23 protein-coding genes are annotated in these 24,374 nt (G+C 67.8%); 7 read left to right on the top strand and 16 right to left on the bottom strand.

What is annotated here, in order from left to right; translation table 11 throughout:
• Positions 1-547 precede the first annotated feature (547 nt).
• From tyrS to argC, 8 genes are all read right to left on the bottom strand, one after another.
• Positions 548-1,852, bottom strand: coding sequence for a tyrosine--tRNA ligase (gene tyrS / locus F8O03_RS16660; RefSeq protein ID WP_151424842.1), 1,305 nt, complete (start codon positions 1,850-1,852; stop codon positions 548-550).
• A gap of 28 nt (positions 1,853-1,880) precedes the next feature.
• Positions 1,881-2,522: a DNA-3-methyladenine glycosylase gene (locus F8O03_RS16655; protein WP_151424841.1), complete on the bottom strand. Its 642-nt coding sequence runs from the start codon at positions 2,520-2,522 to the stop codon at positions 1,881-1,883.
• An 8-nt stretch (positions 2,523-2,530) separates the two neighbouring features.
• On the bottom strand, positions 2,531-3,964 hold the full coding sequence (argH, locus tag F8O03_RS16650; RefSeq protein WP_151424840.1) for an argininosuccinate lyase: 1,434 nt from the start codon (positions 3,962-3,964) through the stop codon (positions 2,531-2,533).
• A gap of 2 nt (positions 3,965-3,966) precedes the next feature.
• Positions 3,967-5,166: an argininosuccinate synthase gene (locus tag F8O03_RS16645; protein WP_151424839.1), complete on the bottom strand. Its 1,200-nt coding sequence runs from the start codon at positions 5,164-5,166 to the stop codon at positions 3,967-3,969.
• Between the two features lie 55 nt (positions 5,167-5,221).
• Positions 5,222-6,151, bottom strand: a complete 930-nt coding sequence (argF, locus tag F8O03_RS16640) for an ornithine carbamoyltransferase (protein ID WP_151424838.1) — start codon at positions 6,149-6,151, stop codon at positions 5,222-5,224.
• A gap of 55 nt (positions 6,152-6,206) precedes the next feature.
• Positions 6,207-7,097, bottom strand: coding sequence for an acetylglutamate kinase (gene argB, locus F8O03_RS16635; RefSeq protein ID WP_104252988.1), 891 nt, complete (start codon positions 7,095-7,097; stop codon positions 6,207-6,209).
• An 89-nt stretch (positions 7,098-7,186) separates the two neighbouring features.
• Positions 7,187-8,350, bottom strand: coding sequence for a bifunctional glutamate N-acetyltransferase/amino-acid acetyltransferase ArgJ (gene argJ / locus F8O03_RS16630; protein ID WP_151424837.1), 1,164 nt, complete (start codon positions 8,348-8,350; stop codon positions 7,187-7,189).
• Complete coding sequence (gene argC, locus F8O03_RS16625) at positions 8,347-9,396, bottom strand: N-acetyl-gamma-glutamyl-phosphate reductase (RefSeq protein ID WP_151424836.1); 1,050 nt, start codon at positions 9,394-9,396, stop codon at positions 8,347-8,349. The genes argJ and argC overlap by 4 nt, the downstream gene beginning before the upstream one ends.
• A 243-nt stretch (positions 9,397-9,639) precedes the next feature.
• Here argC and F8O03_RS16620 point away from each other — a divergent pair, with 243 nt between their 5' ends.
• Together F8O03_RS16620 and sufU are read left to right on the top strand one after the other, a co-directional pair.
• Positions 9,640-10,911, top strand: coding sequence for a SufS family cysteine desulfurase (locus F8O03_RS16620; protein ID WP_151424868.1), 1,272 nt, complete (start codon positions 9,640-9,642; stop codon positions 10,909-10,911).
• Positions 10,908-11,363: a Fe-S cluster assembly sulfur transfer protein SufU gene (gene sufU, locus F8O03_RS16615; RefSeq protein ID WP_104252991.1), complete on the top strand. Its 456-nt coding sequence runs from the start codon at positions 10,908-10,910 to the stop codon at positions 11,361-11,363. Before F8O03_RS16620 ends, sufU begins: the two co-directional genes overlap by 4 nt.
• Positions 11,364-11,467: 104 nt before the next feature.
• Here the strand turns inward: sufU and pheT are convergent, their stop codons facing one another.
• Both pheT and pheS read right to left on the bottom strand, forming a co-directional pair.
• Entirely contained in the window at positions 11,468-14,035 is a 2,568-nt protein-coding gene (gene pheT, locus F8O03_RS16610; RefSeq protein ID WP_151424835.1) for a phenylalanine--tRNA ligase subunit beta, read from the bottom strand.
• 2 nt (positions 14,036-14,037) lie between these two features.
• Positions 14,038-15,084 carry a phenylalanine--tRNA ligase subunit alpha gene (gene pheS / locus F8O03_RS16605; protein WP_151424834.1) on the bottom strand — a complete coding sequence of 349 codons (1,047 nt, stop codon included), beginning with the start codon at positions 15,082-15,084 and terminating at the stop codon, positions 14,038-14,040.
• A 274-nt stretch (positions 15,085-15,358) separates the two neighbouring features.
• Here pheS and F8O03_RS16600 point away from each other — a divergent pair, with 274 nt between their 5' ends.
• From F8O03_RS16600 to F8O03_RS16585, 4 genes are all read left to right on the top strand, one after another.
• On the top strand, positions 15,359-16,108 hold the full coding sequence (locus tag F8O03_RS16600) for an amino acid ABC transporter ATP-binding protein (RefSeq protein WP_104252994.1): 750 nt from the start codon (positions 15,359-15,361) through the stop codon (positions 16,106-16,108).
• Between the two features lie 67 nt (positions 16,109-16,175).
• Complete coding sequence (locus tag F8O03_RS16595; RefSeq protein WP_151424833.1) at positions 16,176-17,084, top strand: glutamate ABC transporter substrate-binding protein; 909 nt, start codon at positions 16,176-16,178, stop codon at positions 17,082-17,084.
• A 91-nt stretch (positions 17,085-17,175) separates the two neighbouring features.
• The gene (locus F8O03_RS16590; protein ID WP_151424832.1) at positions 17,176-17,829 is read left to right on the top strand and encodes an amino acid ABC transporter permease; all 654 of its coding nucleotides are present in this window, start codon (positions 17,176-17,178) and stop codon (positions 17,827-17,829) included.
• Positions 17,826-18,827, top strand: a complete 1,002-nt coding sequence (locus F8O03_RS16585) for an amino acid ABC transporter permease (protein WP_151424831.1) — start codon at positions 17,826-17,828, stop codon at positions 18,825-18,827. Before F8O03_RS16590 ends, F8O03_RS16585 begins: the two co-directional genes overlap by 4 nt.
• A gap of 92 nt (positions 18,828-18,919) precedes the next feature.
• Here F8O03_RS16585 and F8O03_RS16580 read toward each other — a convergent pair whose 3' ends face one another.
• The 4 genes from F8O03_RS16580 to infC all read right to left on the bottom strand — a co-directional run bounded on the left by F8O03_RS16580 (position 18,920) and on the right by infC (position 21,212).
• On the bottom strand, positions 18,920-19,720 hold the full coding sequence (locus F8O03_RS16580; RefSeq protein ID WP_151424830.1) for a TrmH family RNA methyltransferase: 801 nt from the start codon (positions 19,718-19,720) through the stop codon (positions 18,920-18,922).
• 199 nt (positions 19,721-19,919) lie between these two features.
• Entirely contained in the window at positions 19,920-20,306 is a 387-nt protein-coding gene (rplT, locus tag F8O03_RS16575; RefSeq protein ID WP_104252999.1) for a 50S ribosomal protein L20, read from the bottom strand.
• 40 nt (positions 20,307-20,346) lie between these two features.
• Positions 20,347-20,541: a 50S ribosomal protein L35 gene (rpmI, locus tag F8O03_RS16570; RefSeq protein ID WP_068481113.1), complete on the bottom strand. Its 195-nt coding sequence runs from the start codon at positions 20,539-20,541 to the stop codon at positions 20,347-20,349.
• The gene (gene infC / locus F8O03_RS16565) at positions 20,541-21,212 is read right to left on the bottom strand and encodes a translation initiation factor IF-3 (protein WP_104253000.1); all 672 of its coding nucleotides are present in this window, start codon (positions 21,210-21,212) and stop codon (positions 20,541-20,543) included. The genes rpmI and infC overlap by 1 nt, the downstream gene beginning before the upstream one ends.
• A gap of 292 nt (positions 21,213-21,504) precedes the next feature.
• Here infC and F8O03_RS16560 point away from each other — a divergent pair, with 292 nt between their 5' ends.
• On the top strand, positions 21,505-21,879 hold the full coding sequence (locus F8O03_RS16560; protein WP_151424829.1) for a DUF1844 domain-containing protein: 375 nt from the start codon (positions 21,505-21,507) through the stop codon (positions 21,877-21,879).
• A gap of 53 nt (positions 21,880-21,932) precedes the next feature.
• Here F8O03_RS16560 and F8O03_RS16555 read toward each other — a convergent pair whose 3' ends face one another.
• Together F8O03_RS16555 and F8O03_RS16550 are read right to left on the bottom strand one after the other, a co-directional pair.
• Positions 21,933-23,474: a phytoene desaturase family protein gene (locus F8O03_RS16555; protein WP_151424828.1), complete on the bottom strand. Its 1,542-nt coding sequence runs from the start codon at positions 23,472-23,474 to the stop codon at positions 21,933-21,935.
• Entirely contained in the window at positions 23,471-24,310 is an 840-nt protein-coding gene (locus F8O03_RS16550) for a carotenoid biosynthesis protein (protein ID WP_208851889.1), read from the bottom strand. Before F8O03_RS16550 ends, F8O03_RS16555 begins: the two co-directional genes overlap by 4 nt.
• Between the last annotated feature and the right edge of the window lie 64 nt (positions 24,311-24,374).

Raw genomic sequence — 24,374 nt, 5'->3', positions numbered from 1 at the left:
CCACCACACCGAAGTGCGATGACAAGTTTGAAACTGACAAAAAACAAAACAACACCAAACCCGAAGGCTCAGTACTGACTTGTATTGTCCAAATATGTTTCCAAAAGGAATCCTTACCCCTCCAAAAAGAAGAGGCACGGGATCAAATTGGCATTTGACATAGTGCACGCTGTTGAGTTCTCAAGAATCGAACGCTTCCCTCTTCAGACCTCGCGGCCATCTCTAAGGAGCAATCGCTTGCACTGCAAACCTCGGACAAGAACCACGGACCGTGAGCATGAAGCTCATCCTCCGCACAACCAACTGGAAGAACCAGAGGCCGTTGATCTCGCTACCCGGTGAGGCAGGAGTTCCGAGTGTAGATCATGTTGCTCCAACTTGCAAGAACAAGTGGCAGATGCTGATCTTTCTTTCAGAACTGTCCGGCCCGTGCGACCCGCTCTCGCGTTTCGCTCCGTCGGCCTGACGAGTGATTACATTACGCAGGGCCAGCCCGGCGCACAACTCGGCGCACATCCCGGGCGTGTCGGGGCCAGGCGGCGAGCCGTCAGGCCCGGAATACCAGGCCTGCGAGCGTCTTCTTGCCCCGACGGAGCACGGCGACTCCGCCGGCGAGCGCGGCCGACTGGCTCACCACGGCGGACTCATCGGTCACGCGCTCATTGTTGAGCGAGACCCCACCCTGCGAGATCGCGCGGCGTGCCTCACCGAGGCTCTTCGCCAATCCCGTGTCGACGAGGGCCTGCGCGACAGGTGCACCATCCGCGATCTCGGCGTTCGGAAGTTCGAGGATCGCCGATCGCAACGTCTGGCCGTCGAGCGCGGTCAGCTCGCCCTGCCCGAAGAGCGCGGCTGAAGCCGCGATGACCGCTTCGGTCGCTGCTTCACCGTGCACCAGCGAAGTCACCTTCGAGGCGAGCGTCTTCTGCGCGACGCGCTTGAAGGGCTCGGTTTCGACAAGGGTCTCGAGCTCGGCGATCTCGGCACGAGTGAGGAACGTGAAGATCTTGATGCGCGCGATCACGTCGGCGTCGTCGGTGTTGAGCCAGAACTGGTAGAACGCGTACGGGCTCGTGAGCTCGGGGTCGATCCAGATCGCATTGCCCTCGCTCTTGCCGAACTTGGTCCCATCCGCGTTGGTGATCAGGGGCGTTCCGAGCGCGTGGACACTTGCGCCTTCCGTGCGGCGGATGAGATCGACGCCGGAGGTCAGGTTGCCCCACTGGTCGCTGCCACCCGTCTGCAGCACGCAACCGTAGTTGCGGTGCAGCTCGAGGAAGTCGATCGCCTGCAGGATCTGGTAGCTGAACTCCGTGTACGAGATACCCGCCTCGGAGTTGAGCCGGGCCGACACGGCGTCCTTCTTGAGCATCGAACCGACACGGAAGTGCTTGCCGATCTCACGCAGGAAGTCGATCGCCGAGAGGGGCGCCGTCCAGTCGAGGTTGTTCACCATGCGCGCCGCGTTGTCACCCTCGAACGACAGGTAGCCGTCGATCTGCCCGCGGAGTCCCTCAACCCATTCGGCGACGGTCTCACGGGAGTTGAGGGTGCGCTCCGCAGTGGGGCGAGGGTCGCCGATGAGCCCGGTCGATCCGCCGACGAGGCCAAGCGGCTTGTGGCCGGCGAGCTGCAGGCGACGGAGAAGGATCAGCTGCACGAGGTGGCCGAGGTGCAGGCTCGGAGCGGTCGGATCGAACCCGCAGTAGTACGTGATCGGCCCCTCGTTCATCCGCTCCTTGAGCTCGGCCAGATCGGTCGAGACGTGGATGAACCCGCGCCACTCGAGTTCGTCGATGACGTGCTCGAAGGTGGCGTCGTTGTGCTGGGTCGTCAGATCACGCGTAGTCACCGCGCAACCGTATCAAGCAGTTGCCCGCTCAGCGCCGTCCCGCGCGGAGCGACCTGTGCGCGATGTAGCGGGAGACGGACGCCTCGCCGTCGAGCCAGAAGCGCCAGTTGAACGGAAGCGCGCCACCTGGGATTCCAACCCCGACGCGAAGCCCGCGCACGACAGCACGCCGGGCGCCCGGTGCAGGCGGCTCGAGCGCGAAGGGGTCGACATCGACCCGCGCGCCGTCATCGGCGATGGTCGCGCCCAGCGCCGTCACGAGGTTGCCCGGCCCACGGGCCAGCTCATGGTCGCGCAGCGGAGCAGCCGAACGGCGGCCCTCGGTGCGCCGCGCCGTCGCCAACTCGACCCCCTCGACGACCTCCCCGGCCCGCAGGAGGACTGCGGAGGAGATCCCGGCCTCCCCCGCCACGACGTTGAGGCAGGTGTGGATGCCGTAGATGCGATACGCGTACAGGCGCCCGGCGGGACCGAACATCGTCGCGTTCCTCGCCGTTCGACCCCGGAAGCCGTGCGACCCCGGATCATCCGACCCCGCGTATGCCTCCACCTCGGTGAGGCGGACCGAGACGGTGCCCTCGGGAGACGTACGCGAAAGGACCGCCCCCAGCAGTGCGTCTGCTGCGGAGAGCGGTCCCTCGAGAAGGGCCCCGTGGAGGTCCGGGTGCACTCGGGAGCCTAGGACCTGAGCGACGCCAGTCGCTCGCGGAGCTCTGCGATCTGCTCGGTGACGCGGACGGGAGCCGTGCCGCCACGTCCGTCTCGGGTCGCGACGGAGCCGTCGACCGACAGGACCTCGCGTACCTCAGGTGAGAGGTGCTCGGACACCGCCGAGATCTCGTCGTCGCTCAACCCGTCGAGGTCGACTCCCCTGGCTTCTGCGGCCTGGACCATGGACCCGGAGACCTCGTGGGCCACCCGGAACGGGACCTGGCGCTTCACGAGCCACTCGGCAACGTCCGTCGCGAGCGAGAAGCCCTGCGGTGCGAGCTCCCGCATCCGCTCACCGTGGAAGGTGAGCGTCGCGACCATTCCCGTGAAGGCGGGGACCACGAGCTCGAGCGTCTCGACCGAGTCGAAGATCGGCTCCTTGTCCTCCTGCAGGTCGCGGTTGTACGCGAGCGGGAGGGCCTTGAGCGTTGCAAGCAGGCCGGACAGGTTGCCGATGAGGCGCCCCGCTTTGCCGCGAGCGAGCTCGGCGATGTCCGGGTTCTTCTTCTGCGGCATGATGCTCGACCCCGTCGAGTAGGCGTCATGCAGGGTGACGAAGCCGAATTCCTTCGTGTTCCAGAGGATGATCTCCTCGGAGAGACGCGAGAGGTCGATGCCGATCTGCGCCGCGATGAAGGCGAACTCCGCGACCAGGTCGCGGCTCGCCGTCGCGTCGATCGAATTCGGGGACGACGAAGTGAACCCGAGCTCGCGCGCGACGCGCACGGCGTCGAGCCCGAGCGTCGAGCCAGCCAGGGCGCCAGCACCGTACGGCGACTCGTCGAGGCGTCGGTCGAAGTCACGCAGACGATCGAGGTTGCGGACGAGCGGCCACGCGTGGGCGAGGAGGTGGTGCGACAGCAGCACCGGCTGGGCGTGCTGCAGGTGCGTTCGGCCCGGCATGATGACCTGGATGTTGTGCTCGGCCTGCTGGGCGAGCACGTCCACCAGGGTCTCGAGCTGCTCCGCGATCGTCGCGCTGTGGTCGCGCAGGTACATGCGCACGAAGGTCGCGATCTGGTCGTTGCGGCTACGACCCGCACGCAGCTTGCCGCCCAGCTCCGGCCCGGCGATCTCGATCAGCCCGCGCTCGAGAGCACCGTGCACATCCTCGTCGCTGTCCGCCGCCACGAACTCGGCAGCGACGACACGTCGTTCGAGCTCCGTGAGCGCATCCAGCATGCCGATGAGCTCGGCCTCGTCGAGGTACCCCGCGGCCGCGAGCGCACCAGCGTGCGCCCGCGACCCGGCGATGTCGTACTTCGCCAGCTGCCAGTCGAAGTGCGTGGACTTCGACAGCCGCGCGAGCTCCGGGGACGGCCCGTCGCTGAAGCGACCGCCCCAGAGCGCGCCCTGCGTGGTCACTCCCCCGGACTTCGGTCCGCCCTCGGCTGCGACCATGCTCAGAGTTCCGGCTTGTCGCGACGCGCCGAGATCTTGGACGGCAGGCTCCAGAGCTCGATGAAGCCCTTGGCGTGCGACTGGTCGAACGTGTCGCCGGTGTCGTACGTCGCGAGGCTGTAGTCGTAGAGCGACTCCTCCGAGCGACGGCCCGTGACGACGGCGCGGCCGCCGTGCAGCGTCATGCGCACCTCGCCGGAGACGTGCTCCTGCGTGTGGTTGATGAACGCATCGAGCGAGCGCTTGAGGCCCGAGAACCAGAGTCCGTCGTAGACCAGGTTCGACCACTCGGCCTCGATGCCGCGCTTGAAGCGTGCGACATCGCGCTCGAGCGTCAGGTCTTCCAGGTGCTCGTGCGCCTCGATGAGGGCGAGGCCAGCCGGGGACTCGTAGATCTCGCGGCTCTTGATGCCGACGAGGCGGTCCTCGACGACGTCGATGCGACCGACGCCCTGGTCGCCGGCGAGCGTGTTCATGAGCTCGACGACCTGGATGGGCGAGAGCGCCTCGCCGTTGATCTTGACGGGGACGCCCTGATCGAACGTGACCGTCACCTCGGTGGGCTCGCGAGCCTCGTCCGGGCTCTTCGTGTAGGTGTAGAGGTCCTCGATCGGCGGGTTCCACGGGTCCTCGAGGAACCCGGTCTCCACCGCACGACCCCAGACGTTCTGGTCGATCGAGTACGGGCTCTTCTTCGACTGCTCGATCGGCAGGTTGTGCTCCTGCGCGTACACGATGGCCTTGTCGCGCGTGAGCGCGAGGTCGCGCACCGGCGCGATCGACGTGAGCTCCGGGGCCACGGCGGCGACAGCCGCCTCGAAGCGAACCTGGTCGTTGCCCTTGCCCGTGCAGCCGTGCGCGATCGAGTCGGCGCCGAGCTCGCGCGCGGTCTTCGCGAGGTGCTTCGCGATGAGCGGGCGGGAGAGCGCGGAAACCAGGGGGTAGCGCTTCTGGTAGAGCGCGTTCGCCTTGAGCGCCGGCACGATGTAGTCGCTCGCGAACTCCTCGCGAGCGTCGATGACCACGGACTCGACAGCGCCGCAGTCAAGCGCTCGCTGTCGCACCTTCTCCATGTCCTCACCGGCCTGGCCGACGTCGATCGCGAGTGCGACCACGTCCTTGCCGGTGGCATCCTTCAGCCAACCGATGCCGACGGAGGTATCGAGACCTCCGGAGTATGCGAGAACGACGCGTTCCGTCATCAATGCTCCTAGCGTTTGAGTCTTGTGTTCAGTCTATGTGCGGTGGATGCGCGGGTCAGGCCGCGGCCTTGGCGAGCAGCCAGACGAGCAGTGCCTTCTGGGCATGGAGGCGGTTCTCCGCCTCGTCCCAGATGACCGACTGCGGACCGTCGATGACAGCCGCGTCGACCTCGTACCCACGATCGGCTGGCAGGCAGTGCAGGAAGATCGCGCCTTCAGCCGCCTCCGCCATGGTCTCCTCGGTGACCCGGTAGGCACTCAGCGCATCGATGCGACGCTGCTTCTCGTCCTCGCGACCCATCGACACCCAGGTATCGGTGACGACGACGTCCGCGCCTGCCACGAGGGCGTCGATGTCGTCGCCGACGACGACGGAGCCGCCGGTTTCAGCGGCGATGCGCTCGGCGTCCGCGACGACATCGGCGCGCGGCTGGTAGCCGACCGGTGCCGCGATGCGGACGTGCATCCCCGCCGTCGCGCAGGCGAGGAGGTAGGAGTGGCCCATGTTGCTCTCACCGTCGCCGAGGAAGACGAGCGTGCGCCCCGCAGGGTCACCGAGGTGCTCGTTAACCGTGAGCAGATCGGCGAGCAGCTGGCACGGGTGGAAGTCGTCGCTGAGGGCGTTCACGACCGGAACGAGCGCCCCGTGCGCCATCTCCTCCAGGCCGCTCTGCGCGTAGGTGCGCCAGACGATGGCGGCGACCTGGCGCTCGAGGACGCGAGCCGTGTCCGATGCCGTCTCCTTGCCACCGAGCTGGCTGGACGCCGTCGAGATGATGAGGGGCGAGCCGCCGAGCTCCGAGATCCCGACGTGGAACGAGACTCGCGTGCGCGTCGAGGTCTTGTCGAAGATCACGGCCACGCTGCGAGGGCCCTCGAGCGGACGCGCGGAGAAACGATCGCGCTTGAGCACCGCGGCGAGCTCGAGCACCTCGCGCTGCTCGGCGGGTGTCAGGTCGTCGTCGCGGAGGAAGTGGCGAATCACAGTGTTGCCTTTCAGTGAGTGACGGAGAGGTGTCAGAACGACGGGCGCGCGCGCATCAGGCGGAGACCTTGGTGCCGAAGCCCTCAGTGGTGAAGATCTCGAGCAGCATCGAATGCGGCACCCGGCCATCGATGATCGCCGCCTGGTCGACGCCGCCCTCGACGGCCTCGATGCACGCCTGCACCTTCGGGATCATGCCGGCCGAGAGCGTCGGAAGCACGGCGCGCAGCTCTTCGAGCTTGATCTCGGAGATGAGCGAGTCGACGTCCGGCCAATCCCGGTACAGGCCCGCGACATCGGTGAGCATGATGAGCTTGGCCGCTCCCAACGCCTGCGCGAGCGCCGACGCAGCTCGGTCCGCGTTGATGTTGAGCGCCTTTCTGGGCGTATCGATGTCGCTCGCGATCGACGAGACGACAGGGATGCGGCCAGCCGCGATATCAGCCTTGACCACCGTGGGGTCGACGCTCTCGATCTCACCGACGAGGCCGAGGTCGACGGTCTCGCCATCGATGAGGAGCTTCTTCCGCCTCGCCTGGAACAGGCCGGCATCTTCTCCGCTCGTCGCCACCGCGATCGGCGCGCGCTCGTTGATCGCCGCCACGAGCTCACGCGCCACCTGGCCCCCGAGCACCATGCGAACGACCTCCATGGCCTCCTCACTGGTGACGCGGTAGCCGTCCTTGAACTCACTCTCGATGCGAAGCTTGCCAAGCATGCGAGAGATATGCGGGCCGCCGCCATGCACGATCACGGGCTTGATGCCGGCGTAGCGCAGGAAGGCGATGTCAGACGCGAACGCCTCGAACAGCTCGGTGTCGACCATGGCGTTTCCACCGAACTTGATCACGAGGACACGACCCGAGAACTCCTGCATCCAGGGCAGCGCCTCGATGAGCGTCTCGACCTTGGAGGTCGCCTTCTCGTACAGGTCAGGAGTGGTCATGTTGCCCCTTTCGGGCCGGTCAGAAACCGTCGGGCTGGTCGGGCATCCGCTCGGCGGCTGCGGCTCCTCACAGCGACTCGCGTCGGCAGTCAGGACGAGTACGCGCTGTTCTCGTGCACGTAGTCGTGCGTCAGGTCGTTGGTGAGGATCGTCGCCTCGCTGACGCCCGCATGCAGGTCGATGAGGACGCTCGTATCGCGCGGGGTGAGGTCGACGAGCTCTGCAGACTCGTGGGGTGTGCCAGCGCGGCAGACCATGACGCCGTTGATCGTGACGTCCAGCGCCTGCGGGTCGAACTCCGCGTCCGTCGTGCCGACCGCCGCGAGCACACGACCCCAGTTCGGGTCGTTGCCGAAGATGGCCGCCTTGAAAAGGTTCGAGCGAGCGACGGCCCGTGACGCGTCGAGCGCGTCCTCCTCGGTCGCAGCGCCGATCGTCGTGATGGTCACGTCGTGGCTCGCGCCCTCGGCATCCTGCTGCAGCTGACGTGCGAGGTCGGCGCACACGTCGGTGAGCACCGTCGTGAAGGCGGCCTCATCTGGCGTCACCCCGCTCGCGCCGGAAGCCATGAGCGTGACCTGGTCGTTGGTCGACATGCAGCCGTCCGAGTCGACACGGTCGAAGGTCACCCGCGTCGCCGCCCGCAACGCTCGGTCGAGTGCCGCGGACTCGAGGTCGGCGTCGGTCGTGATGACGACGAGCATGGTCGCGAGCCCGGGCGCGAGCATGCCGGCGCCCTTCGCCATGGCTCCGACGACGTACCCCTCGCCCTCGCGCACAGAGCGCTTAGGCTTCGAGTCGGTGGTCATGATGGCGAGCGACGCCTCATCGCCCGCTTCTGCCGTGTCGGAGAGCGACTCTGCCGTGAGCTCGACGCCGCGCAGGACGCCGTCGCGGAAGCTCTGGTCGCCGACGCCGATGAGCCCGGTCGAGCACACCAGCACGTCGCCTGCGCCGATTCCGAGCTTCGCGGCCACGGCCTCGGCGGTCTGGTGCGTGGTCTGGAATCCGAAGGAGCCGGTGTAGCAGTTCGCGCCGCCGGAGTTCAGGACGATGGCGGAGATGGAACCGCCCCTGATGGCCTCCTGCGACCACAGGATGGGGTTGGCCTTGCAGCGGTTGCTCGTGAAGACCGCCGCGCAGGCCGCGCTCGGGCCGTCGTTGACGACGAGGGCGACGTCGCGTCGCCCCTCTGACTTGATGCCAGCGGCGACACCTGCCGCGCGGAAGCCTGCTGCTGCGGTCACGCTCACGGTGCCACTCCGTCCAGGGGAAGGCCCAGCGACTCCTCGAGTCCCAGGGCGATGTTCGCTGACTGCACCGCGGCGCCCGCGGTGCCCTTGCCGAGGTTGTCGATCGCGGCGACCGCGACAAGCCTGCCCGCTCGCTCGTCGACGCCGATGCCGATGGATGCGCGGTTCGAGCCGGTCACGTCACCGGTCCGCGGCCATTCCCCGTCGGGGAGGAGCTGCACGAAGCGCTCGGCTCCATACGACTCCTCATACGCTGCGCGCAACTGGGCCGCATCCACGCCATCGGAGAGGCGCGCCGTCGTCGTGGCGAGGATGCCGCGGGCCATGGGCACCAGGACCGGAGTGAACGCGAGCGTGACGTCGGCCCCGCCTGCGCGGCGGAGGTTCTGCCTGACCTCGGGGTTGTGCCTGTGCCCGCCCGTCACGGCGTACGGGTTTGCCGAGCCCATGAGCTCGGAACCGAGGAGCGAGACGGCCGCTTTCTTGCCGGCCCCGGAGGGACCGACGGCGAGGACGGCGGTGAGGTCGGCCGGCTGCACGAGGCCGCGGTGGAGCGCAGGTGCGAGCGCGAGCGTGATCGCCGTGACGTTGCAGCCCGGGACCGCGATTCGAGAGATGCGCTCGAGGTTCGTCCGCTGCTTGGTCTCGGCCCCGGAGAGCTCCAGCTCGGGCAGGCCGTAGGCCCACGTGCCGAAGAAGTCTCCGCCGTAGTACTCGGCCCAGTCTTCCTCGCGCTCCAGACGGTGGTCGGCTCCGCAGTCGATGACCAGCGTCTCCTCCCCCAGCTCCGCGGAGATCGCCCCGGATGCCCCGTGCGGCAGCGCCAGGAACACGACGTCGTGCCCTCGGAGCACGTCAGCCGTCGTCGGCTCGAGCACCAGATCGGCGTAGCTCGCGAGGTGCGGATGCACGCGCAGCAGCCGCTCACCCGCGTTCGCGTGCGCGGTGACGGTGCGGACCTCGAGTTCGGGGTGCGAGGCGAGAATGCGCAGGAGTTCGCCACCTGCGTACCCGCTCGCCCCAGCTACTGCAACGGAGAAAGCCATGCCGTTCATCCTAGGCCGTGCGACCCCCACCCACGGTCGGGCGGGGCCACGGGCCCCTCCTGGGGCGTCTCCTGCGGGAATGTCGACAGCGCCGCGCACGTTGCACTCGTAGGCTTGACAGGCTGAGGCGTCGACGTTCACGCGTCGGCGGCGCGATGCCGATGAGAGGACGACGTGACACTGAACACCGAAGACGCAACTCCGACCGGGAGCGCTGACGGGACACCGAGCGCGGTCCAGGCGCTGAGCGACACACGGGTGAACCAGCTGCGACGAGACTTCCCGATCCTCGACCAGGAGGTGAACGGCGAGCCGCTCGTGTACCTCGACTCCGGCGCCACCGCACAGCGGCCGACCCAGGTCCTCGAGGTCGAGCGCCGCTTCCTCGAGAACGAGAACGCGGCCGTCCATCGCGGGGCTCACACGCTGGCGGCCCTCTCGACGGTCGCCTTCGAAGATGCCCGCGAGACGGTCGCCGCCTTCGTCGGTGCCGCCCCGGAGCAGATCTCCTGGACACTGAACGCGACCGACGCCATCAACCTCGTGACCGGCGGGATCCGCATCGCGAGCGCGGGCCGCGGCGGACCACGGGCAGCACGTCTCGCGATCGGCGAGGGCGACGAGATCCTCATCACCGAGGCCGAGCACCACGCCAACCTCGTGCCGTGGCAGGAGCTGGCGCTGGACACCGGCGCGACACTCGTCTACGTGCCGGTCAACGATCGCGGGACCTGGAGCGTCGAGGATGCGGCCGCCCTCATCTCCTCGCGGACCAAGGTCTTCGCATTCGCGCACGTCTCCAATGTGACCGGGCTGGTCGCGGATGCGAAGCGCCTGACCGAGCTCGCGCACGATGCGGGTGCAGTCGTCGTCCTCGACGCCTGCCAGTCGGTACCGCACCTGCCGGTGAACTTCCCCGCGATCGGCGTCGACTTCGCCGCGTTCTCCGGGCACAAGATGCTCGGACCCAACGGCGTCGGTGTGCTGTACGGGCGCGCCGAGATGCTCGACGCGCTGCCTCCCGCCCGCACGGGCGGGTCGATGATCTCGACCGTCACCATGGAGGCCAGCGACTTCATGGCTCCCCCCACCCGCTTCGAGGCCGGCACGCAGCCGGTCTCCCAGGTCGTCGCGCTCGCCGAGGCCGTGCGCTACCTCGAGTCGGTCGGCATGGATGCGGTCGCGGCTCACGAGGCCGAGATGGGCCAGCTCCTCCTCGCGGGCCTCTCCGGCATCCCGGGCGTGCGCATCATCGGCGAACCAGCCGGCGTGCCACGTGCCGGCCTCGTCAGCTTCGCGGTCGAGGGCGTCCATTCACATGACGTGACCCAGTTCCTCGACTCGAAGGGCGTCGCGGTTCGTGGTGGCCACCACTGCGCGCAGCCCCTGCACCGAAGGCTCGGGCTCACGGCGTCCACACGCGCGAGCAGCTACCTCTACACGACCCGGGAGGAGATCGACCGGTTCGTCTTCGCGGTCGGGCAGATCCGCGGCTGGTTCGGAGTCGACGCGTGAGCGCGCTCGACGGCCTCTATCAGCAGCTCATCCTCGAGCACTCGAAGAAGCGGTCAGGCGATGGGCCCCTGCCGGACGCCGAGGCTGAGCACTTCGAACGCAACCCCAGCTGCGGTGACGAGATCACCGTGCGCGTCAAGCTCGATGAGGCGGGGACCGGTCTCTCGGAGCTCGCTTGGCAGGGCGACGGATGCAGCATCTCGATGGCTTCCGCGTCTGTGCTGAGCGAGCTCGCCGTCGGCAAGACCACCGCCGAGATCGAGGAGCTCGTCGCCGCGTTCCGACTCATGCTCCGGACCCGAGACGGCTCGGAGCCGGACGAGGATCTCCTCGAGGACGCGGTGGCGTTCCAGGGTGTCTCGAAGTTCGTCATGCGCGTCAAGTGCGCCATGCTCTCCTGGGTCGCCCTCGAGGCGAGTCTGAAAGAGGCTTCGGTCGCCCGCGAGCACTGATTCCCTCCGCAGGCAGCGCTGCTGCCGGTGGAACAGCATCGCCCGGCCCCGATGGGGCCGGGCGACTTCTGTTTCGAGTCCGTGCTTCGGAGTTCGTGCGACCGTCAGGCGCGCATGGTCGCGCCGAAGCGCTCCGCCGCCAGCGTCGCGCCCGACTCCTTGGCTTCGCTCGCCTCGGCGGCCGTCAGCGTCCGGTCGGTCGCACGGAAGCGAAGCGCGAACGTCAGGCTCTTCTGACCGTCCTCGAGTCCCGCGCCGCGGTAATCGTCGACGATGGTGAGCTGTTCGAGCAGCGCACCGGCACCTTCGGTCACAGCCGCCGACACGTCGGCGGCGGGAACGGTCGCGTCCACGACGAGGCTCAGGTCCTGAGTGGCTGCCGGGAAGGTGGAGATGGGCTCCGGCAGCACCTCGCGCCGCGCCAGGTCGATGACCGCGTCGAGGTCGACCTCGAACGCGGCGACGACGCGGGGCAGGTCGGCCCCCTCAGCGATGTCTGGGTGCACCTCGCCCGCGAAGCCGACGACGATCTCGTCGCTGCCGAAGCTCATGAACAGCTCCGCGCAGCGGCCCGGGTGGAAGGCGCGGTGTGTCCCCTGCCTCACCTGGATGTCGGCGCCGGTCGCGAGGCCGAGCTGCGCGACCAGCTCGAGTGCGTCTTCCCAGGACGCGGCGGTCGGTGCGTGGCCAGGGCGCTTGGGCTCGCGCTGTCCGAGCACGATGCCCGCGGCATGCCGCGGCTGCGGCGGCAGACCGGCCTCGAGCTCCGCGATGCGCTCGGGTGTCGGTCGCACGGCGACCGATGGCACCTCGTCGACGCCGTACACGACGCCGGACTCCGGCTTGAAGACGGTACCCGTCTCGAAGATGGTCAGGTCCGTGAGGCCACGGGACACGTTTCGGTGCGCGATGGTGAGAAGTCCGGGCAGGAGGCTCGTCCGGAGCCACGCCGCGCGCGGGTCGAGCGGGTTGGCGAGCTTGACCGCCGCCACGTCGCCGGCATCCGGTCGGCCGAACGTGACCGTGTCCGCCTCGGCGACGAACGGGTAGCTCTGCACCTCGACGGCGCCGGACGCCGCCAGCACATCCGCCGCGGCGCGACGCAGGCGCTGCTCGCGGGTCAGCCCACGCCCGGGAGGGGCGACGGGGAGGCGAGACGGGATGCGCTCGAAGTCGCACAGGCGCCCGATCTCCTCCACAAGCGTGACCGGCTCGGTGAGGTCGCCGCGCCAGCTTGGAACGGTGACCCCGAGGAGCCCCTCCGCTTCCTCCCAGACCTCGCAGCCCACGGCACGCAGCGCACCGATCGTCTCGTCGAGCGAGTAGTCGACGCCCATGATGCGAGCGGCGGCATCAACCGGGAGGATCAGCGACTCCGGGGTGGGGATCTGCTCGTGGACGCTTCCCGCACGCACCACGTGTCCGCCAGCGTGCTCGACCAGCAGCTCTGCGACGCGTGCCGCGGCCGGCTGCGCGACCCGGGGATCGACGCGGCGCTCGAAGCGGCGCGAGGCCTCGCTCGGCAGCTTGTGCCTGCGCGCCGTGCGCGCGATGGAGATCGGTGAGAACGATGCGGCCTCGATGAAGACATTGCGAGTCTCGGTGCTGAGCTCGGTCTCCTCGCCACCCATGACCCCGGCGAGGCCGATGGGTCCCCGGTCGTCGGTGATGAGGATGTCCTCGGCGCTGAGCGTGCGCTCCTTGCCGTCGAGGGTCGTGAGCTGCTCCCCCTCAGCGGCACGCCGCACCCGGATGCCGCCGCGCAGCTTGTCCAGGTCGTAGCCGTGGATGGGCTGCCCCAGTTCGAGCATGACGTAGTTGGTGATGTCGATGGCGATGCCGAGCGGACGGATGCCCGCGAGGCGGAGTCGCTGGGCCATCCAGGTCGGCGTCGGCCTCGTCGCATCGATGCCCTCGACGATGACACCGACGAACACGGGGGCCATCGGCTGGTCCCGCACTGAGGCGTCGTCGTCGACGGTGACCGGCACGCGCACATCCTGAGCATCCGAGGCGATGGCTTCGGCCAGGATCGCCTCGAGCTGCGGCCGCAGCGCCGGATCACTGAAGGCGGCGCCGGTCGCATTCGAGTACTCCCGCACGAGACCGCGGATCGACATCGCGTAGCCGCGATCGGGGGTGACGTTGACCTCGACGGCCTGCTCGGTGAGGCCGAGCAGCTCGATGGCATCGGTGCCAGGGGTCGCGCTGACGCCGAGCCGCGACAGCACGATGATGCCCTCGTGGTCGTCGCCCATGCCGAGCTCACGCTGGGACGCGATCATGCCGTCGGACACGTGCCCATACGTCTTCCGGGCCGCGATGGCGAAATCGCCGGGAAGGACCGCGCCGGGAAGCGTCACGACCACTGAGTCGCCGACGCCGAAGTTGTGCGCGCCGCAGACGATGCCGCGCACATCCGCGCCGCCGTCGGCGGCCAGCTGGCCCTCAGGCGCAACACGCACCTGGCACCAGTTGATGGTCTTCCCGTTCGACTGCGGCTCGGGCTCAGCAGAGAGGACCTCGCCCACGACGATCGGTCCCTGCAGCTGCGTGCCGTGCACGGCTTCGTCTTCGAGGCCGACGCGGACGAAGGCGTCGAGCACGGACGCCGGGGACACCGAGGCAGGAATCTCCGCGTACTCGCGGAGCCAGGAGAGTGGGGCACGCATGACTAGATCACCATTCCGAACTGAGTGCTGAAGCGAACGTCGCCCTCGACCATGTCTCGCATGTCGGTGAGCGCGTTGCGGAACATGAGGGTGCGCTCGACACCCATGCCGAACGCGAAGCCCTGGTACTCCTCGGGGTCGACGCCGGCCGCCAGCAGCACGTTGGGGTGCACCATGCCGCATCCGCCCCACTCGATCCAGCGCGGGCCACCCTTCGCGCCGGGGTGCCAGATGTCCATCTCGGCACTGGGCTCCGTGAAGGGGAAGTAGTTGTTGCGCAGGCGGATGCGGGCCTCGTCGCCGAACATGGACGTCGCGAAGTGCTCGAGCGTGCCGCGGAGGTGCGCCATCGTGAGGCCCTTGTCGATCGCGATGCCCTCGAACTGGGTGAAGACCGGCGTGTGCGTCGCATCGAGCTCGTCGGTGCGGTACGTGCGGCCCGGCGCGAGGACGTAGAGCGGCACGCCGCGCTCGATCAACGACCGCATCTGGACGGGTGACGTGTGCGTGCGCATCACGAGGTGCCGGTCCGCGGGCTCGACGAAGAACGTGTCCTGCATGGCTCGCGCGGGGTGGTCTGCGTCGAAGTTGAGCGAGTCGAAGTTGAACCACTCGCTCTCGAGCTCCGGCCCTTCCGCGATCTCCCAGCCCATGCCGACGAAGATGTCGCTTACCCGGTCCTGCAGCACGGTCAGCGGATGCCGCGCTCCGATCCCGCGAGCGGGTCGCGCGAGCGTGACATCGACGGTCTCTGCGGCGAGACGCGCGGCGGCCTCGGCGCGAGCCAGCTCCGCTTCGCGTTCGGCGAAGGACTCGTTGACGCGGGTGCGCGCCTGCCCGATGAGCTGGCCGGCCTCCTTCTTGCTCTCCTTGGGGACGGAGCGCATGGCGGCGTTCAGCGACGCGATCGCCGATCCCTCCGCCAAGTGCTCGGCGCGCACGCGCTTGAGGGCGGTCAGGTCAGGCGCCGCGGCGATGGCGGCGAGCGCCGCGTCGACCGCGGAGCCGACGGCTTCCTGCGTGATGGGGTTCGATGAGGCGTCAGACACAAGGGTCGAGTTTAGCGAACCGCGTGGACAACGGCTCCAGAACCGCGGAAGACTATTTCTCACGCTGTGAGACGGGCTCTGTCGGGGTCGGCAGGAGAACGGCGCTTCATCTCGGCGCGTGGCCGAGATCCCCATGAATCCGGCGATCTTCCAGGGTCGCGGTGTATCCATGAGCACCGAAATTGTGGCCGGCGTGCACCAATCAGGTAACCATCTCGTTGCGAAAGCGAGAAATAGGCAACCGCGCAGTCTGACGCTGTGGTGGAATCGCTCCATGCAAAATCAGAGCGAGCCCCTCGTCGTCGTCGATCACGTCGAGAAGCACTACGGTGAATTCCACGCCCTGAAGGACATCAATCTCAACGTCGAGCGCGGTCAGGTCGTCGTCGTCATCGGACCTTCCGGTTCCGGCAAGTCGACCCTGTGCCGCACGATCAATCGACTCGAGACGATCACCTCGGGGGAAATCAGGATCGACGGGAAGGTGCTGCCCAAAGAAGGGAAGGCACTCGCCGCGCTCCGCGCCGACGTCGGAATGGTCTTCCAGTCCTTCAACCTCTTCGCCCACAAGACCATCCTCGAGAACGTGGCTCTCGGCCCCATCAAGGTCCGCAAGCTCTCGAGGGCTGACGCCGAAAAAGAGGCAAAGGCGCTTCTCGACCGCGTCGGCATCGGCCACCAGGCGGCGAAGTTCCCAGCCCAGCTCTCGGGTGGCCAGCAGCAGCGTGTCGCGATCGCCCGTGCACTGGCCATGAAGCCGAAGGTCATGCTCTTCGACGAGCCCACGAGCGCCCTCGACCCGGAGATGATCAACGAGGTCCTCGATGTCATGGTCGATCTCGCCAAGGAGGGCATGACGATGATCGTCGTGACGCACGAGATGGGCTTCGCGCGCAAGGCGGCCGACCGGGTCGTGTTCATGGCCGACGGCCAGATCCTCGAGGACCAGGCGCCAGAGGACTTCTTCACGCACCCGAAGACCGACCGGGCCAAGGACTTCCTCTCCAAGCTCATCACCCACTGACGGCAGGCGCGGACCGCGCCCCGACCGTCCCGCAGGACCAGACAGACTTCCAACAGAAGGAGAAGAAATGCGAAAGACCAAGCTCAGCGCCATTCTCGGCGCAGGCATCCTGGCCTCGCTCGTACTGACCGGCTGCGCCGAGGGCGCCCCGCCCGCTGCAGGCGGCGGCGAAGGCACCACGACCGGTGAAGCACCCGTCTTCGAGGTCGCGACCGACGTCGCGATCGAGGGCTCGCCCACGTTCGACGCCATCAAGGCACGCGGCGACAAGGTCGTCGTCGGCGTCAAGGAAGACCAGCCGAACCTCGGCTACCTCGACGCGGTCACCGGTGAGCGCACCGGCTTCGACGTCGACGTCGCCCGCTGGATGGCGGCATCGCTCGGCGTCTCCGAGGAGAACATCGAGTTCAAGCCGATCGCCTCCGCCAACCGCGAGCAGGCGATCTCCAACGGCGACATCGACTACTACGTCGGCACGTACTCGATCACCGACAAGCGCAAGGACCAGATCGACTTCGCCGGTCCGTACTTCGAGACCGGCCAGGGCCTCCTCGTCGGCGCCGACTCCGAGATCACCGGTGTCGACGACCTCGTCGCCGGCGTCACGGTCTGCTCGGCCACGGGTTCCACTCCGATCCAGAACATCAAGGACAACTACCCGGAGGTCACGACTACCGAGTTCGACACCTACTCGCAGTGTGTTGACCAGCTCCTCAACGGCCAGGTCGACGCAGTGACGACCGACGAGGCCATCCTCATCGGCTACGCGGCTCAGGACCCGGAGCAGCTCAAGGTCGTCGGCGAGCCCTTCAGCGAAGAGCTCTACGGCATCGGCCTCGCCAAGGGCGACGACGCGCTCCGCGACCACTTCAACACGACCCTCGAAGAGGGTGGCGACATGTGGCAGTCGATCTTCGACTACAACCTCGGCTCCTCCGGAACCACGGTCTCGCAGCCAGCGGTCGACCGCTACTAATCCCACAGGCGAGCGGCGGCGAGACTCACTCTCGCCGCCGCTCGTTCGCACCTAGGGCGCCTCGCGCCCTGTCTCAGAAAGGAAGGCGAGCGTGTTCGATATCTTCACGAACCACCTCGACCTGTGGAGTGAGGCCCTTGTCGGGACGCTCATCCTCTTCTTCGGGGGCGCGCTCCTCGCGCTCGTCCTCGGCTTCATCGTGGGTGCCATGCGGGTCTCGCCGGTCCCGATCGCGCGGGCCGTCGGCGCCGCCTACGTCAACATCGTGCGCAACACCCCGCTCACCCTGGTGTTCTTCATCTTCGTCTTCGCGGTGCCCGTCCTCATCCCGATGGGCCGCACCGACTACCTGCTCCTCGGCGTCCTCGCGCTGGGCGTCTACACCGCCACGTACGTCGCCGAGGTGCTCCGAAGCGGCATCAACACCGTCCCTGTCGGACAGGCAGAGGCCGCACGGGCCATCGGCCTTCCCTTCGGGCAGGTCATGACCCTCATCGTGCTCCCCCAGGCAGCACGTGCCGTGGTCCCGCCCATGATGAGCGTCCTCATCGCACTGCTGAAGAACACCACCGTCGCTGCTGGGTTCTCGGCCGTCAACCTCGGCATCATCCGCGCCAACATGAGCGAGCGGGGTGAGAACGCGATGGAGGTGCTCATCTGGGTCGCCATCGTCTTCATCGTCCTCGTGCTCCTGCTCTCGTGGGTGCAGAACGCGCTCGAACGCCACTGGAAGGTTGCCCGATGAGCCAGACCTCTGTTCTCTACGACGTCCCGGGACCTCGCGCGCTCGCCCGCAACAAGCTCCTCGGGATCATCACGGTCGTCGTCATCGTCGGCCTCGTGGCGTTCCTGATCTACCGCCTCGGTGCGACGGGCAACCTGAGCGCCAGCAAGTGGCAGATCTTCGGCTACGCGGCCATCTGGACGCAGATCGCGCAGGCGCTCTGGGCCACGCTCAGCGCCTTCCTGGTCGCGGCCGTCGGCGCGCTGGCGCTCGGATTCGTCCTCGCCATCGGCCGCCTGTCGGACCACGCGTGGGTCCGCATCCCGTTCACGGTTGTCGTCGAGGGGCTCCGCGCGATCCCCGTCCTCATCCTCATGATGCTCATGTACTACGGCCTGCCCGCCATCGGCATCAAGATGGAGCCGTTCTGGGCCGTCGTCATCGCGCTCATCGCGTACAACGGCTCAGTGCTCTCCGAGGTCATCCGAAGCGGCGTCCAGTCGCTGCCGAGCGGACAGGCTGAAGCCGGCTACGCCATCGGCCTCCGCAAGAGCGGCGTCATGCAGATCATCCTGCTCCCGCAGGCCATCCGCGCGATGCTGCCCGTCATCATCGCGCAGCTGGTCGTGACGCTCAAGGACACGGCCCTCGGCTCGATCATCACCTACAACGAGCTCCTCTACATGGCGAAGCTCATCGGCGGCCAGGCAGACTACGGCCGCCCGTACATCCCGGTGACGATCGTGATCGGTGCCATCTACATCGCAACCTGCGTGCTGCTCTCGTGGCTCGCGACCATCGTGCAGAAGCGCATCTCGCAGAACCCGAAGGTCATCGCGGGTGCGGCGCCGGAGCCGCTCACCAACGCGGGCAACGTGACCGACACGGAGCTCATCCTGGTCCAGCAGTCGGACGTCCTCGAACTCGAAGAGGACGAGCGGCAGAAAGCCAAGCACGATCTGGCCGAAGCGCAGCGGCAGAGCGATCTCCGCAAGCGCGACGACGGCGATCGCGTGTAGACGCCACCAGCGACGAAACGCTCCCCGCCGGCAGGTACCGAGATTCTCGGTCCTGCCCGCGGGGAGCGTTTCGTTGCTGCGGCTCGCGGGCGCTACGCGCGCTGCGCGAAGGCGCTCTCGTACAGGCACACGGATGCGGCGGTCGCGAGGTTCATCGACTCCGCCTGACCGTAGATCGGCACGCTCATCGTCGCGTCGGCGTACGCGAGCTGCTCAGCGTCGAGGCCGCGGGCCTCGTTGCCGAACAGCCACGCGGTCGGCTGCGCCAGCTCGCCGGACTCGCGCGCGGAGAGCAGGTCGGAACCGTCGATGTCGGCGGCCACGACGCGCAGCCCCGCGTCACGAGCGCGCGAGGTCGCGACGTCGAGCGTCACCTCGACAGCGATCGGGAGGTGGAAGATCGAACCGGTGCTCGAGCGGACGACCTTCGAGTTGTAGAGGTCGACCGTGCGACCCGTGAGGATCACGGCGTCAGCACCCGCAGCATCGGCTGCCCGGATGATCGTGCCCAGGTTGCCCGGGTCACGCACCTCCTCGAGGATGGCGACGAGCTTCGGCGAACCGCTCAGCGCATCGCGGATGGAGGCGGGGAACTGTCGGCAGACCGCGATGACGCCCTGCGGCGTGCGGGTGTCCGCCATCGCGTCGATGGCTTCCTCGCTCGCGAAGTCGACCTCGAGCTGCGCCTCCTCTGCAAGGCCACGCAGCTCGGAGTGGCGTTCGAGCGCCGTGGGAGTGACGAACAGCTCCTCGATGAGCTCGGGACGCGAGACGAGCGCCTCACGGACGGCCTGCGGGCCCTCGATGACGAACAGGCCAGTCTCCTGGCGCTCGGACTTCTGCGAGAGCTTCCTGACTTCCTTGACTCGCGCGTTCCGCGGACTCTCGATCATGGTGTCGACTTCTTCCTGCGCACGGGGCGCTGCTTGGCTGGAGTGGTGGTTCAGGGGGCCGACCTCATGCGGGTGCGGCACCGTCCCGATGCGGGCGGCTGCGGAGCTCGAGGCAAAAGAAAATGCGGCCGAGAGCTGGACTCTCGGCCGCATGTTCAGACGGCCACTGACTGCATATCGAGTCGGGCCGCGGAGGTCGCTACGCTGCTGCGCGCGGGGCCGACGTGTCGGCCGGGAGGGCCTGCTTGGCGGCCTCGACGAGACCCGCGAACGTCGCAGGCTCGTTCACGGCGAGCTCGGCGAGGATACGGCGGTCGACCTCGATGCCGGCAAGGCCGAGGCCCTGGATGAAGCGGTTGTACGTGAGGCCGTTCGCGCGGGACCCGGCGTTGATGCGCTGGATCCAGAGGCGACGGAACTCGCCCTTCTTGGCGCGACGGTCGCGGTACGAGTAGACCATCGAGTGGATGACCTGCTCCTTGGCCTTCCGGTACAGGCGCGAACGCTGTCCGCGGTAGCCGGATGCGCGCTCAAGGATGACGCGACGCTTCTTCTGGGCGTTAACCGCCCGCTTTACACGTGCCATGTGTGTTGATTCTCCTCAGTAAGTTCGTGTGCGGGGCGGCTTAGTGGCCGAGCAGCTTCTTGGCGACCTTGGCGTCTGCCGGGGACAGGAGCTGGTCCTGGTTCAGGCGAGCCTTGCGACCGGGGGACTTGACCTCGAGGTTGTGGCGGAGGCCAGCCTGCTGCTTCATGATCTTGCCGCTTCCGGTGACCTTGAAGCGCTTCTTGGCGCCCGAGTGGGTCTTCTGCTTCGGCATTACTTCTCCTCTGTTGGTGCAGACTCTGCTGCAGACTCTGTCGCAGCTTCATTTACAGCTGGTTGTGCAGCTTCGTCTGGTGACGGCTGCCCGTGCTTGGCCGCCCGCGACGCCTCGCGAGCTGCGTTCCGCTTTGCGGAGGCATCGGCCTTCACGTCGGACTTGTTCCGGAACGGGCCGATGATCATGACCATGTTGCGGCCATCGATCATGGGGTTGGACTCGACGGTGCCGTACTCCGAGACCTCTTCAGCGAAACGCTGAAGAAGACGCACGCCCATCTCCGGGCGCGACTGCTCGCGACCGCGGAACTGGATCATGGCCTTGACCTTGTCGCCGTCTTCGAGGAAGCCGATAGCGCGCTTGCGCTTGGTCTCGTAGTCGTGTGCGTCGATCTTCAGGCGGAAGCGGACCTCTTTCAGGACCGTGTTGGCCTGGTTGCGGCGGGCTTCTTTGGCCTTCTGGGCGGCCTCGTACTTGAACTTCCCGTAATCCATGATCTTGGCGACGGGTGGCTTCGAGTTAGGGGCGACCTCGACGAGGTCGAGCTCAGACTCCTGCGCGAGGCGCAGGGCCATCTCGAGCTTGACTACTCCGACCTGCTCACCGCCCGGGCCGACAAGGCGGACTTCACTGGCACGGATGCGGTCATTGGTACGTGGTTCGCTGATGGAAGGCTCCTGACTTCACTGAATGTGGAAAGGAGGCGTCACACCAACACCACTGCGCTCGCAGTGTGTTTCCACCCGACGTCATGGAGTCCGTAGGTCGTGCATCTCGTGCACGTCCTGCAGGCTCTGTGACCTCTTCCCGTCCAGCCGTGAGGCCGAGCTGAGGAAGGGAGTGGAGCAACCCGGTAACCTACGTAGAGCGGTTTGCGCGGGTGGGACGAATCCTCTTTCGCGGTCTCTGCACAGCAGAAACCGATCGCTACATTACCAGAACTTCGCACAAAGGACCAGCGTGACCGACGCCTCACTCGAAAACCCCTCCGCCAGCGATCCCGAGTACGGCGACCTGCGTCGCGACATCGGCGAAGTGCCCGCGGTGGAGCTCATCACGACCACTGCAGTCCACCTCATGAGCGCCGCAGCTGTCGCGTGCGGACTCGACGAGGAGAGCGGTGAGGACGAGCTCGACCTCGACGAGGCCCGCAAGCTCATCTCGGCGCTTGCAGGCCTCCTCACCGCGAGCCTCCCCTACCTCGGAGACCACCACGCGCGACCGCTCCGCGACGGCCTTCGCTCGCTGCAGCTCGCATTCCGCGAAGCGTCGGATCACCCCGACGCCGTCGGCAAGGGGCCGGGCGAGGACCTCACGGGCCCCGTCTACGGCTAGGAGTCGTTCGCAGCCGCCTGCCAGATTGCCGCATATCGCGGCGGGTAGGCGGCTCAGGGAGCGGTCGAGCCTCGCCGCTCGGCCGGGCCGATCATCTCCGCCACGATGGCCGCGGAGAGGGTCACGAGCGGCAGACCGCCGCCGGGGTGCGATGATCCCCCGACCAGGTAGAGCCCCTCGACCGGCTGGCGGTTCGCGGGCCGCAGGAACGACGCCTTCGCCCCGTTCGACGCGGTGCCGTAGATCGACCCCCCAGGTGAGCGCGTATCCCGCTCGATGTCGGCGGGCGTGCGGATGCGCATCCACCGAACGTGGTCGCGCACGTCCACGCCGCGTTCGGCCATGAGGTCGAGGAGCGACGCCGCATACCGCTCGGCGAGACCGGGCTCGTTCCAGTCGACGCCGTGCTCGGGGTCGTGACGAGGCGCGTTGACGAGCACGAACCAGGCACCGCTGCCCGGACCGGGAACGATCGCCGGATCATCGGGTGCGGCGATGTAGATCGTCGGCCGCTCGACGGGCTTCGGCCCCCACTGCGCCTGCCCCCCGACGCCGAAGATCGAGTCGAACTCTGCGTCGTAGTCCTCGGCGAAGAGCACACGGTGGTGCGTGGCCCCGCCGTGCTCGAAGGCGGCATCGTCCAGCCCGTCGAGCGCGAGCAGCAGGACGAATCCGGAAAGCGACGGATCGAGCTTCGCGTGGCTTCTCGCCGCCCGCCGGGCACCCTCGCTCCGCAGCAGCTTCCCGTAGACCGTCTCCGCATCCGCGTTCGAGACGACGACGTCGGCGGTGATGCGCTCGCCGTCCGCCGTCTCGACGCCCGACACCCGCGCACCGTCCTGCAGGATGCGGGTCACATCCACGCCGGTGCGGATGCGCGCGCCGCACTCGCGGGCCCGATCGGCGATGGCCGCACCCAGGCGCCAGAGACCGCCAGGCACGTACCAGGACCCGTACGCCTGCTCCGCGTACGGGACGGTCGCGAGCGCCGATGGCGCGCGCCGCGGGTCCGAGCCGGTGTAGGTCGCGTAGCGGTCGAGCAGGGCACGCAGGCGCGGGTCGGCGAGGTCCTGCTCGCCGAAGCCACGGAGGCTCCGCCACGGGGCGACCTTCGCGAGCGACCGCGGATTCGCGGCGAGCATCGCGATGCCTGCCGCGGTGATGGGCGACTCGAGGAACGGCCCACGGGCGATGTCCCAAACGCTCCTGGAGCGCTCGAGGAAGCTCGACCACTGCCGCCCGGTTCCTGACCCGAGTGCCGCATCCAGCGCGCCGGGGATCTCCTCGACGCGACCGGGCATGTCGAGCTCGGTGCCGTCCGCGAATCGGTACCTGCACGCGACCTCGAGGCGCCGGAGCTCGAGCACGGACTCGAGCGGCGCACCCGTCTGATCGAACAGCTCGGCGAAGACATACGGCATCGTCACGAGCGACGGCCCGGTGTCGAAGAGGAAGCCGTCGTGCTCGATGGTGCCGAGCTTGCCGCCGATGACGTCGGACTGCTCGAGCACCGTCACGTCGTGCCCCAGCGACGCGAGGCGCGCCGCCGAGGCGAGCCCGCCGACGCCCGCGCCGATGACCACGATCGAGCTCATCGCGACGAGTCCGCACCCCGCGCACCGGCCGTGGCCAGATCTCCGGCAGACCTGCGCGCGCGCCAGTCTCTCAGCAGCACGACGATCAGCGGCACCGCGATGGCACCCATGATGATGCCGCCGACGAGAGCCACACTCGGGCGCTCGAAGAAGGTCAGGTTGCCGAGGACGCAGGTCGCGTAGGTCCACAGGTAGACGGTGAACGGGACCGCGTCACTCGGTGCGCCCTCGACCCGCTTCGACCTCGCGGCCACGGCATCGATGAGCCCGCAGATGATGAGGGAGACGAGGTACCAGCCGAGGAAGTTCGTGAGCGGGATGCCGTCGACGCCAGGGATGCCGGGATCCGGGTGCTTCCAGCCCCAGTGCCCCGAGTCGACCATCTGCGGGTCGAGGAAGACATCCCAGGCGGTCAGCGCCCACGCGGCGACCGCGACGCGAGCGATGCGGCGGAGGACCCCGGGAGCCGTGCCGACGAGACGCCGCGCGATGATCACCGCAGGGTAGGCGATCGTCACCCAGGCGAGCGGCACGATGAGGGGAACCTCGAACAGCGAGAAGCCCAACGACGGGGTGTAGATGTACTGCCCGAACGGGAAGCTCGTCGCGACGCCCACGACCTCGGCGAAGAAGCCGATCGCGGCCGCAGCGAGGAGGACGGAGGCGAACTTGGGGCCTCTGGTCGCCCACGCGTGCAGCACCCCGGTGGCGGCGAGGAGTGCGACGCTCGCGATCGTCAGCGGCACAGTGCCGCCGCCGGTGAAGGCGAAGAGGCTCTGCACGAACATGCCGGCGGCAAGGGTCACCCACATGAGTCGTCGTGTGATGGCGGTCATCTTGAGTCCGTTCCTCTCGGTCGTGGCTCTGGATCTTCGTCGTGTGGTCTCGTGGCTCGTGGTC

This window comes from Pseudoclavibacter terrae (assembly GCF_008831075.1).
Classification (GTDB): domain Bacteria; phylum Actinomycetota; class Actinomycetes; order Actinomycetales; family Microbacteriaceae; genus Pseudoclavibacter; species Pseudoclavibacter terrae.
The sequence above is the reverse complement of the archived record's forward strand: the minus strand, read 5'-3'. Positions and strand labels throughout refer to the sequence as shown.